This window comes from Ruegeria sp. H8 (assembly GCF_056532905.1).
Genome location: NZ_JBQFNY010000004.1, coordinates 249,377 through 260,935, shown reverse-complemented (window position 1 = coordinate 260,935; position 11,559 = coordinate 249,377). Strand labels below are relative to the sequence as shown.

At 56.7% G+C, this 11,559-nt stretch carries 9 protein-coding genes; all 9 read right to left on the bottom strand.

All coding sequences use genetic code 11. The features are described 5' to 3' along the window. Positions 1-5: 5 nt before the first annotated feature. The 9 genes from ACR0A2_RS12695 to ACR0A2_RS12655 all read right to left on the bottom strand — a co-directional run bounded on the left by ACR0A2_RS12695 (position 6) and on the right by ACR0A2_RS12655 (position 11,559). On the bottom strand, positions 6-1,118 hold the full coding sequence (locus tag ACR0A2_RS12695; protein WP_152460254.1) for an ABC transporter ATP-binding protein: 1,113 nt from the start codon (positions 1,116-1,118) through the stop codon (positions 6-8). A gap of 116 nt (positions 1,119-1,234) precedes the next feature. Further along, positions 1,235-2,359 carry an extracellular solute-binding protein gene (locus ACR0A2_RS12690; protein ID WP_480835330.1) on the bottom strand — a complete coding sequence of 375 codons (1,125 nt, stop codon included), beginning with the start codon at positions 2,357-2,359 and terminating at the stop codon, positions 1,235-1,237. Positions 2,360-2,506: 147 nt separating this feature from the next. Further along, positions 2,507-4,471: a beta-galactosidase gene (locus tag ACR0A2_RS12685; RefSeq protein WP_480835328.1), complete on the bottom strand. Its 1,965-nt coding sequence runs from the start codon at positions 4,469-4,471 to the stop codon at positions 2,507-2,509. Further along, positions 4,468-6,114 carry an amino acid ABC transporter permease gene (locus tag ACR0A2_RS12680; RefSeq protein WP_480835326.1) on the bottom strand — a complete coding sequence of 549 codons (1,647 nt, stop codon included), beginning with the start codon at positions 6,112-6,114 and terminating at the stop codon, positions 4,468-4,470. The genes ACR0A2_RS12685 and ACR0A2_RS12680 overlap by 4 nt, the downstream gene beginning before the upstream one ends. 64 nt (positions 6,115-6,178) lie before the next feature. Continuing rightward, complete coding sequence (locus ACR0A2_RS12675; RefSeq protein WP_171119251.1) at positions 6,179-6,928, bottom strand: basic amino acid ABC transporter substrate-binding protein; 750 nt, start codon at positions 6,926-6,928, stop codon at positions 6,179-6,181. A gap of 22 nt (positions 6,929-6,950) precedes the next feature. Then, a complete protein-coding gene (locus tag ACR0A2_RS12670; RefSeq protein ID WP_480835324.1) occupies positions 6,951-7,997 on the bottom strand; it encodes a LacI family DNA-binding transcriptional regulator in 1,047 nt (348 codons plus the stop codon). Beyond that, a complete protein-coding gene (locus tag ACR0A2_RS12665) occupies positions 7,997-8,746 on the bottom strand; it encodes a sugar phosphate isomerase/epimerase family protein (protein WP_480835322.1) in 750 nt (249 codons plus the stop codon). The genes ACR0A2_RS12670 and ACR0A2_RS12665 overlap by 1 nt, the downstream gene beginning before the upstream one ends. 71 nt (positions 8,747-8,817) lie before the next feature. Further along, the gene (locus tag ACR0A2_RS12660; protein WP_480835319.1) at positions 8,818-9,900 is read right to left on the bottom strand and encodes an ABC transporter ATP-binding protein; all 1,083 of its coding nucleotides are present in this window, start codon (positions 9,898-9,900) and stop codon (positions 8,818-8,820) included. 3 nt (positions 9,901-9,903) lie between these two features. Beyond that, entirely contained in the window at positions 9,904-11,559 is a 1,656-nt protein-coding gene (locus ACR0A2_RS12655; protein ID WP_480835317.1) for an alpha-glucosidase, read from the bottom strand.

Genomic DNA, 11,559 nt, shown 5'->3' with positions numbered 1-11,559 from the left:
TCCCCCTATTCCGCTGCCAGTTCACCGGCAGGAACGATGACCGCGTTATGCGTCTCGTATTCCAGCGTGATGTTCTGTCCGGTGTGGTCCTCGAAAGATTGCCCATGGTTGGGGATCGAGACCTTGATTTCTTTTCCGCCTTCACCTTCTGTGAAGATGTTAAAGACGTTGCCCTCGAACTCTTCATGATTGACCCGGGCGGTGACGAAGTGATCGCCCGTTGCGCCATCGGGGGCAATCGCAAAGGCCTCGGGACGGATGAACATCATCGCGTCATCACCTTCTTTCATCTTGCCCTGATTGGCCGTCGAAATCCTTGCCACCAGATCACCCGAACGGTTGGTCGCTATCAAAGCTTCCTTGCCCATCACTTGCTTGATTTTACCGCGGAACACATTGTTTTCGCCGACGAATGAAGCCGCGAAAGCCGTGTTGGGATCGTTGTAAATCGTCTTCCCGTCGGCGATTTGATCAATCACACCGGCACGCATGACGGCGATATTGTCCGACATGGTCAGCGCTTCGCCCTGGTCGTGTGTGATGTAGATGAAGGTAATGCCCACGCGCTGCTGAATTTCACGCAACTCGGTCCGCATGTGCTGGCGCAGCTTCAGGTCAAGTGCCGAAAGGGGCTCGTCCAGCAACAACACGTCTGGCTCAGCGCAGAGTGCCCGGGCAATAGCAACACGCTGACGTTGACCGCCTGACAATTCGCTTGGCAGCTTGTCCCCTTGCCCCGGTAACGCAATCATGTCCAGAAGCTCATCGGCGCGCCTGCGGCGTTCGGCAGCACTGGCCCCTTTGATTTCCATGGAAAACGTGATGTTTTCCCAGACCTTCATCAGCGGGAACAATGCGAGGTTCTGAAAGATCAGCGCCGTCGGGCGCTTGTTGGGCCCGATACCGCGCATATTGTTGCCACCAATCAGGACGTTGCCTTCGCTTGGTTCAAGAAAGCCGGACACTGCCCTCAGAATGGTTGTTTTTCCGCAGCCCGATGGCCCGAGGAACGAAAAGAAATCGCCCCCGTTGATGTTGACGTTTGCATCGCGCACGGCGACGAAGTCGCCGAAACGGATCCACAGGTTTTCCAGATCGACTCCGACCCCTGCACTCATTTTTGGTTTCTCCCTGAGGTGCGTGTTGTCACCACACAGTATTAGTGTCCGCCACGCCGGGACGGCGCGCAGATGGGTGCCCCCCGCAGGATGCGGAGGGCGAAGGTTCGGAACGCTTAAGCGCTCTTGAACTTGTTGACGAACTCGGTCCGGGTTTCAGCATACCACGGCGCTTCTGCCGGCCACGGATTGAGATTGGCCAGCGAGTCGCCCGGATAGGCCTCGGCAAAGTTCTTCTTGTAGGTGTCGCCGGAATACTGGTCGGCGCCCAATACCGGCGAGTTGTAGCCGTGACTGTCAATGGCAACACCGGCCGGCTTGGCCTGATAGGCAAAGTCGATGAAAGCGTAAACCTGATCGATATTCGCGGCACCAGTCGGCATGGACATACCATCCACCCAAGCCATCGCACCTTCGACAGGCGCCTGATAGTGCACCGGCTCGCCTGCGGATTTCAGTGCAAGGGGTGGGCCGTCCCAGGTTTGGCCAACAATAACGCCTTCGTTCAGAAGACCGTTCTTCTGTGTGTCGGCGTCGTTCCAGATCAGTTTGATGCGGTCCTTGCGTGCAACGCACCAATCGGTGATCTGGCCCCAAACCTTACGCATGGTGTCTTCATCACCATATGCCGCCCAGACCGAACCCGGCTCCATCTCGCCAGCGCGTTCCATATAAAGGCCGGCGCCTAGCATCATGGAATGCGCGCGGCCCATGGTTTTCCCAGCGTTCGCTTCCGACCACACGTCGCCATAGGACGGCGCATCACCATCCGGCAGCCACAGGTCAGTACGGTAAGCGATACCTTCTGTACCCCAGATATGCGGCAGCCAGTGCGCACCTGAATCGCCAAAGTTCCACGCATCAGTACCAATCTTGGCCATGGCAGGGTTCACCAGATCGATCGGAACCTTGTTCATGTCGAAAGGCTGGAGCAGCTCCAGCGGTTCCCACTGCAACGACCGGTTGTTGGTCGGTGAAACGATATCAAAACCCTGGCCCTTGGTGGCCTTCATCTTGTTGATGATCTCTTCGTTCGAGCCGATACCGGTATAGTTCACCTTGATTCCAGTAAGCGTCTCAAACTCTTCGATGAAGCTGGGCGGCAGGTAGTCCGACCACATCAGAATGTTGATTTCGCCCGACGAAGCCAGAGCGCTCTTGCTGTAAAGGGGTGCCGCAAGTGCCGCGGCACCTGCGCCTTTCAACACAGAGCGTCTCGAAAATAAAGAATGTTTAGCCATAGGTGATCTCCCATTGTTGGATGAGTTTGTTTTTGTATTTTTATTCATAGGACTTTCTGTGCCCGTTCGTCAGTCCAAAAGTGACAGTTTACGGAATTCTTATGTCCAGTTTTTGTTCTTGACACGTTTCGGTTGAATTTCAGAGCGTTAGTTTACCTGCCATACGGTAAAATCGCGCGCGCCAACCGGATCCGAGCCGATCAAAATTCGTCGTGATCCACCACTAGGCAGGGGTTTGGACATGTCACCAAAATTGAAAGCAAAATGCAACGTACCGAGTCGGGTTACGCGTAGGTCTGGATCGCAGTCCAGAGGCTTCAGCCCTGCCCATTCCAAGACATCGCGCATAATCTCGTGCACGAGCGCACCGCCGGGTACCATGGCCAGATATGTCGCACGATCCGACCGGACGACCGCTGGGCTGGCGTCGCAATAGGCACTTTTGAAGCGCGCCAGGACATTTGCCTCGGTCTCGACGATTTCGCGCCAACCAGCAAAGTCAAAAAGCTGACCGCTCTGCAACTGCACGGATTCCCTTGCAATATCCGGCAGCGATTCGACACGGGCGATACGGACGCCGGTCAGATCCGCCAACGCACCCGGCGCCAGATTCGAAGGGGTCTGCATTTGAGCTGTCGTGCTGCCGGATCGGGCACCAATCAAAAGCTTTGCCCCCGAAACCTCAAGTCTTGCGGCCAGATCCGGGGTCACGATCATGCTTTGCGGCAGCACGATCAGTGCGTAACCTTCCAAACCATCCTCGGGACCCACAAAATCAATGTCCACCCCCAGACAGCGCAAGGCGGTGTACCATTCGCGGAAGATATGGGAATTGGGGAAGTCATCATCATGCGGCAGAATATCGGCCGCCCAGATCGAAGCGTAATCCAGCATCATCGCCACCGAGGCTTTAACTCGCGTCGTTGACGGCAGGTTTTCGCGATCCTTCACAATCTGAGCCAGTTCGAGCGCGGCTTGATCCAGACTGTCATCCGAGCGCAGCAAGGCTGTATGGTATTGTTCCTGCGCGAACTTTGCCTGGCGCCATCGAAAAAACATCACAGCTTGCGCGCCGTGTGCATATGCGGCCCAGGTCCAAAGCCGAACCATCCCTTCGGCTGGGGAAGGGTTTTGTGCCGCCCAGTCCACCGGCCCCGGTTGCTGTTCCAACACCCATACCCGCCCCCGCCCCTGACTGCGATACAAGTCGCAATGAAACCCCTGATAATCAGGCGCGCCGGTTCGCAGATAACGGCGCTTTTCCTTCTCTGACAGGGTTGAGCCCATCAGATTACCCAGCGGGTAGCTGTCAAAGCCGACGATATCCAGATCGGAGGCCACTGCGTGGTGATCAAATTCGAAACTACCGGCCATGAAGTTGTGCGTGATATCTCGACCCGGCGCATGTTCGCGCAGCACGTCCACCTGTGTCTTGTTGAACAACCGCACCCGGTCCGAAGAATAGCGCCTGAAATCAAGGGCATGGGTGGGGTTGGGTGCAGCGACCAAACCGTTGGGCAGTTCAATCTGGTCAAAGCCGGAATAGCGGCTCCCCCAAAACACGGTCCCCCAGACCTCGTTCAGTGCGTCGATTGTGCCGTATCGTTGTGCCAGCCAGCGCCGAAAGCCAGACCGCGCGGCATCGGAATAGCTGAGAACGGTGTCGTGGTCGTTGTACTCATTGTCGATTTGCCAGGCATGGACATGCGGGTTCTGGCCATATCGGCTGGCATATTCCGTCGCGATCCTTTGCGCCTCGGCCAGGTACACGTCACTGGAGAAGCAATAATGTCTGCGGGACCCATAGCCCCGGACCCGGCCGTCCGGGCCAACCGGCAGAATTTCGGGGTGCTCATCAATCAGCCACTTGGGTGGCGCAGCCGTTGGAGTCGACATCATGATCCGCAGACCGGCCCGCCCCAGAATCTCGATGACATCATCCAACCAGTCCCAGTGAAACCGCCCGCGTTCCGGTTCAATCAGACCCCAGGTGAACTCGGCGATCCGAACCCAATCCAAACCCATCCCGGCCATCCGCGCGGCGTCACTGCGCCACTGGGACGGATCCCATTGTTCGGGGTAGTAGCAAACCCCAAGCTCCAGTTTGCTCATCGGTTGTCCTTTGCCGTGCGCCGTTCGATCCATTTCAGGAAGCTTGCGCAACAGAGAGTGAGTACCACGTACAGAATTGCTGCCGTATTGAACGGCGCAAAGGGCAGAAAGCTTGCTGCCTGAAACTCTCGCATCCTTTGGGTCATGTCGCGGACGGACAGAATGGACAGCAACGAGGTATCCTTGATCATCGCGATAAATTCGTTGCCCAATGGCGGGGTGACGATCCGCAGGGCTTGCGGCAGAACGATCAGCCGCGCCGTCTGCCAGCGCGACAAGCCCAGCGAACTGCCTGCTTCCAGCTGCCCTTTCGGGATGGCCTCGATCCCAGATCGGAATATTTCGGCCATATAGGCCGAATACCCGACCGAAATCGCGATGATCCCGCGTGTCATGTTGGTCATATCAATGCCGCCGCCCGTAGCATCCTTGACCGCGCCCGCCAAGGGCAGGCCGATGTAAAGAATGATAACCAACATCGGAATGCCGCGTATCGTGTCCACGAAAAATTCGGCCCCGACCGCCAAAGGATGCAGCTTGTGCTGTGCGCCGCCAATGGTCAGCGTCAGCAGCAGAAAGCCGAAAACAGCAAAAGCCAGAGCGGGATTCCGGTATTTGTCAGGCAGGAAACTGGTCTGCCACAGAACCGGATAGCCTTGTGAATGAGCATCCACGGGAACAAACGCTCCGGAAACGCTGTCGACGGTTTCAATCTGCTCGAGGGCGGCCGCCGCATCAGTGGCGCTGCGTATGCGGTATTGTTGGTCGCCGGCACCGTCGAACTCTCCAAACCGGATGATGTCAGCCTGCGCCTGTGGTGTGCCGCGCACAATGGCGATGCGCCCTTCGGTGCTTCCGACCAGAACGTAACTGACCTGCGGCTGCATGAAGAAAAAGGCTGATATCGCAAGCAATGCCAGGCTGATGGAACCATACAGAATCGTGGTGCGCGCCCGTGGTTTGAACGATTGCAGCCCCACCCAGATCAGGCCCAGAATGGCCGAGAAGACATAGGCGAAGATGGCTGCGCGAAACGTAATGGCAACGCCCGTCGCGAACTGCCAGTGGGCCATGAACATCAGATAGAACAAAACCGCACCTGTAAGGCATTCCAGCCCCAAAAGAACGCGCCTGCGCCAAAGGCGTTGCAACCCCGCGGACAGCAGGCTCAAGGCGACAACGGCCGTGTATGCGGCCAGAAGAACTTGCAGTCCTGTTTGAACATGGGTCACGACTTCGGGATACAACACCCACGTCTGACTGGACCGGTCTATCAGGCTTGATGTGTTCTCGCTGAGCGCATGAAAGAAAACGGATTCCGCGAAGGGCATCAAAAGCTGTGGAGATACAAAGCTTATGACCAAAAGCGCAATTGACGCGGGCAGCGCCGCAAGGGCCGAAACCCGCAACCAGCCGGGGGCATGATTGGTAAAACGTGCATGCCGGGCGCAGAGATATCCAAGGATTGCAACCGAGACGATCAGCAGAAAGCCGACGAAAATCGGCCCTGCATTGTTGCCGATCCCCAGAATTGCAATCAGAGATCGCAGATATTTCGAGGATGTGGCGAACAGATAGATGATGAAAGGGGCGGCTGCGAGCAATACAAGATTGCTCGGGCGGATCGTACTGAGACGCGACATGAAACTTCTCCGCTGAAACATGGCCCGGCAACGACTGCCGCCGGGCCCAGAAGGGCTTGAAGGATCAGTTTGTGCCCCAGTATTTGGCCTTCAGCGCGTCCAGCGTGCCGTCTTCCTGAATGGCGGCGAGACCGGCATTGATTGCATCCACCGTCGGGTCACCTTCCTGAAACACAATACCCAATGGATCCGATTGCAGGCCAGTGATGCCCACGGTCAGTTCTCCGGCAAACTCCTGCTCGTAGGCCGCGGCAGAGGTGCCATCAATGATCACCCCTTGCACGTCTGCGTTCTGAAGCGCCAGAATAGCCGCCGAGAAGTTGTCGTAGAGGCTGACATTCTCGCGCCCTACAAGCTCTTCCGCCAGTTGGGCGTTGGTCGTCGCGGTTTGTGCCGCCAGTTTCTGGCCACCCGCTTTGAAATCCTCAAGCGTCATATCCGCGTTGTCGACTTGCAGCAAAATGGCCTGACTGACAACGATGTACGGTTCGGAAAAGTCCATAGTTTCTTCACGTTCGGGCGTGATCGATACGCCCGAGATGACCAGGTCGAACTCACCCTGTTGAAGCGCCGCAAAGATGCCGTCCCAAGCGGTGTTTACGAAATTCGGAACGCAATTGATCTTTTCACAGATTGCATTCATCACATCGACATCAAAACCTACGATTTCACCGGTTGTTTCGTCGACGGTTTCCATCGGGGGATAGGTTGCATCCGTTCCGATCTTGAGAACGCGACCTTCCAGATCGGCGGCAAAAGCCGCCGGCGCTGTCAGCATTGCAAGCGTTGCAACGGCAAATAGGTTTTTGAACATATTCGGTTTCTCCTCTGTTGGCTCAGTTGGTCTGCGCCATGCCCGGCGCCGGGGTGTCAGGTTGCCGCTCGATCAATGTGGCCCTGATCTTTTTTTGCGTTTCCGACGGATCAACGCCGTCCAGTGCTTTAAGCATGAATTCCCCCAGCATGCGGCTGGTCTCGCCTATCGGCAAATAGTAGGTGCTGGGCGGGGGTATGAAATACTGGCTAAGCTTCAGATCGTCGTTTGAAATAACAACGACATCCCTGCCGACCTGAACGCCCATGTCGGCCGCAGCGGACAAGGCGCCAAGGGTCATCGCCTCGTTCGCGCAAATGATGGCGCTTGGCCGGTTGTGCATTCGCATGAGCGCCGCAAAGGCCCTTTGCCCGGTCTTCGCCGTGGTCGGGCCGGGATAAACAAGGACCGGGTCAAACTCCATGCTACCTGCTGTCAGAGCATCTGAATATCCCTGGCGACGTTGACGAGCATAGATCAGGTCATCCGGCGGGTTGATAAGCGCAATCCGCTTATGCCCCAATGCCAGCAGCCGAGCCGTTGCATCAAAAGCAGCAGCCTGACTGTCGAGATCCACGTAAGGATGTGGTTGGGCACTGTCACTCATCCCGTATGTGACAAACGGAAAACTCTCATCTTGCAGATAGGCGATACGCGGGTCATTCACCCGAGTTCCCGAAAAGATCACGCCGTCTGCCAACCCTTCCTGCACAATGGAATGTAGGGTCTGCAATGCGGCTTCAACATCTCGTACACTGAAGACACTCAACTCATAGCGTGACCCTTGAACCGCGTCGGATATTCCGGCCAGAATCCGGGTAAACTCCACACCCTCCCACTCTTCAGCGGCACTGCCCGAAACGCCGACCAATACCGCAATCCTGTAGGATTTATTGGTGCGCAGTTTCAGGCCGTCCAGATTGACCCGATACCCAAGCTCGGACGCCGCCTTTTGGATCTCCTCCCGCGTTTCCCGTTTTACCGAAGAAGCGCCGCGCAGTGCGTTTGAAACCGTGCCGACTGAATAGCCGGTCATACGGGCGATCGATTTGATCGTTGCCCGCGCCATCAGCCGATGCCCCCAAGCCGTTCAGTCAAAAACGACCGCCCCGTTTGCAAGGTATGCCTGTGATCGGCGGTTTCATCATGTTCGACGAAAAGGTCGGTGCACTTGGTGGTTGAAAGGGCTCGTATCGTGGCGTCCCAATCGACAACACCCTCACCCGGATTGCGCCAGCGCCTGTCGCCGGATCCGCCCTGCGGATCCACGTCCTTTGCATGAACAGACAGGATGCGATCCGCATGGCGCGCCAGCAGGTCAGCCGCGTCCTGACCGGCCGCGACGATCCAACCGATATCAGGCTGCCAATAGATGTTTTCTTGCGCCAGAATCTGTTCAAGAGGCGTTTTTCCCGGCGCCCCGAACAGATCAAAATCGTGGTTGTGATAGGCCAGGCTGATGCCGTGATCCCTCAGTCGGTCTGCCCAATCGGACAGCTGGCCCGACACTGCCTTCCATCCCTCGACAGTGCCGGGCCGCGCCTGTGGCGCCAGCCAAGGCATGACCGCCACCTGGCATTCCAAAAGGTGCAGTACTTCAACGATGTCGTCGAAACGCTCGTGGAACTCTTCCCAATCGAAATGTGCAGAACGAAGGTTAAGACCTGATTGATGGACGATGCGCGCCATCTCTTGCGGTGTCATGTCATGCAGGCCGGTGGTTTCGATATCCGAAAACCCACAAGCGGAAATCAACTTCAGTTGGTCCGAGAGGTCACCGCATTGCCGAACCGTGTAAAGCTGCGCCGATACCCGCATTTTTCACCATTGAAACGTTTCAATTATGGTGAAACACAAAACGCAATTCTGTCAAGAACTGCGTTTCGCTGCTATTTGCGCATGGACAATCCATTGTGGAACAGATGCACTTTGTCCGGTACGGCCGTGACCGAGACCGTCTGGCCACGCAGGTTTCGCTGAACGCCCGGCAGCTTTGCAATGACTGCATCCGCACCATCGGTTTTCTCAAAATACAGCAGCGTGACTTCGCCCAGGGCTTCGGTGAAATCCACCTTGCCGGACAGAATCGCGGAGTCTTCCGTCATGGCCAAGTCTTCGGGGCGCACCCCGATATTGACCTTTTTACCCAGCTCACTGTCTTCGGTTGGAACCGCGGATCTTGCAATCCCGCCTGATGACAGTTCAACGGTGGTCATTTCGCCGGTTCCGGTGATTGTACCGGACAGCAGGTTCATGGACGGCGAACCGATGAACTGCGCAACAAACTCGTTGTCAGGCGCCTCATACAGTTCAAGCGGTGTCCCGACCTGCGCGATGCCCTTGTTGGCCAATACCACGATCCGACTGGCCAGGGTCATCGCCTCGACCTGATCGTGGGTCACGTAGATCATGGTGCTGTCAGGCATGGCCTCTTTCAGACGCGCGATCTCGATCCGCGTGGCCACCCGAAGTGCCGCGTCGAGGTTCGAGAGGGGTTCGTCGAACAGATACACCTTTGGGTCACGTACGATCGCGCGCCCGATGGCAACCCGTTGACGCTGCCCCCCAGAAAGAGCTTTTGGCAGGCGGTCCAGGAATGGTTCCAGCTGAAGGATTCGAGCGGCACGGTCTACGGCAGCATCAATCTCGGCTGTGGGCATCTTCGCGATTTTCAGGGCAAAGGCCATGTTCTCGCGAACGGTCATGTGGGGATACAAAGCATAGCTTTGAAACACCATCGCGATGCCCCTCTGTGCAGGAGGAACATCGTTCATGACCTGCCCTTCGATTTCCAGCGTGCCACCTGTAATCTTCTCCAACCCGGCGATCATCCGCAGCAGGGTGGACTTGCCGCATCCGGAAGGACCGACAAAAACGATCAATTCGCCTTGTTCGATGTCGAGGTTGATGTTCTTCAAAACATCGACAGGGCCATAGGACTTGGCGACATCCGTTAGGTTGAGCTCAGACATGCTTTATCCCTTTTTCCTGTACATCAGGATGAACTGCGCCGCGTTCAGGACAACGTTGCCGCTTCCTTCGACACCGCCCAGGTCCTGACCCATGACCTGCCAACTGCCTTCGGGCAGATTGAACGCGGCAGAATCCGTGCCCAGATTGAACGCGCAGAATATCTGCTCATGAGAATCCTCACGCACAAAAGACAGAATCGAACCCGTTTCCGTCATGCCGGTCTGCGCCCCCGTTGCCAAAGCAGGATGCGCATGCCGCAAGGCAATGGCGCGACGGTAGTGGTTCAACATCGAGCTTGGATCCGCCTCCAATCGGTCCACCGCCTGCCCGGCCTGCTGTGCGCTTACCGGCAGCCAGGGCTCTGCGGTGCTGAAACCCGATTGTTCATCTTGTGCTGCCCAAACCATCGGTGTGCGGCAGCCGTCGCGGCCTTTGTATTCGGGCCAGAACTCGATGCCATAGGGGTCTTGCAGTTTCTCGAACGGCACATCCGCTTCGTGCAGGCCCAGCTCCTCGCCCTGATAGAGGCAGGCAGAGCCGCGCAGGCACATCATGAGAACCGCGTGCTGGCGGGTTGCGGCGTCATCCAAATTCCAGCGCGAGACGTGACGCTGCACGTCGTGGTTGGAAAATGCCCAACATGGCCACGCGTCACCTGCCTTCGCTTCCAGCTGGTCAAAAACGTGCTTGGTGTAAGTGGCGGTCAATGAACGTTTTTCCAGGAACTCGAAGGCATAGCACATGTGCATCCGCTTGTCCCCGGATGTGTATTCGCCCATAATCTCGAGCCCACGCTGCGCATCTCCGACCTCGCCCAGACAAGCCCGGCCTTCATATTCGTCCGTCAAGGCCCGCAGTCTTTCGAGGAAGGCGATGTTCTCGGGCTGGCTTTTTGAAAACAGGTGGTCCTGATGGTTGTAGGGGTTCACGGCCGGTGCGATCGTGGCGTTGCGTTGATCCATCGGCAGCGCGGGATTGTCGCGCAGCGCCTTGTCGTGGAAATAGAAATTGATGGTATCCAGCCGAAAGCCATCCACCCCCAAATCAAGCCAGAACCGCGCCACGTCCAGCAACGCATCCTGAACATCCGGAGAGTGGAAATTCAGATCCGGCTGCGATGTCAGGAAGTTGTGCAAATAATATTGCAGGCGTCGGGCATCCCATTGCCAGGCCGAGCCGCCGAAGATCGAAAGCCAGTTGTTCGGTGGCGTGCCATCCGGTTTGGGATCCGCCCAAACATACCAGTCGGATTTCGGGTTTTCACGACTGCTGCGGCTTTCGATGAACCAAGGGTGCTGATCGGATGTATGCGACAGAACCAGATCAATCATGATCCTCAGACCCTTGGCATGGGCCTGATCCAAAAGCTCTTTGAAATCCGCCAGCGACCCGAACATGGGGTCGACATCGCGGTAATCGCTGACGTCGTAACCAAAATCCTTCATCGGCGATTTGAAAAACGGCGAGATCCAGATTGCATCAACGCCCAGCGAGGCGATGTAGTCCAGTCGCGCAGTGATGCCCTTCAGATCACCGATTCCATCCCCGTTGCTGTCCTGAAAACTGCGTGGATAGATCTGATAGATCACACCACCGCGCCACCAATCCGAAGACAGTTTCGTTGCATTGCTGCGTACAAAGTTGTTCTGCACGTTCAT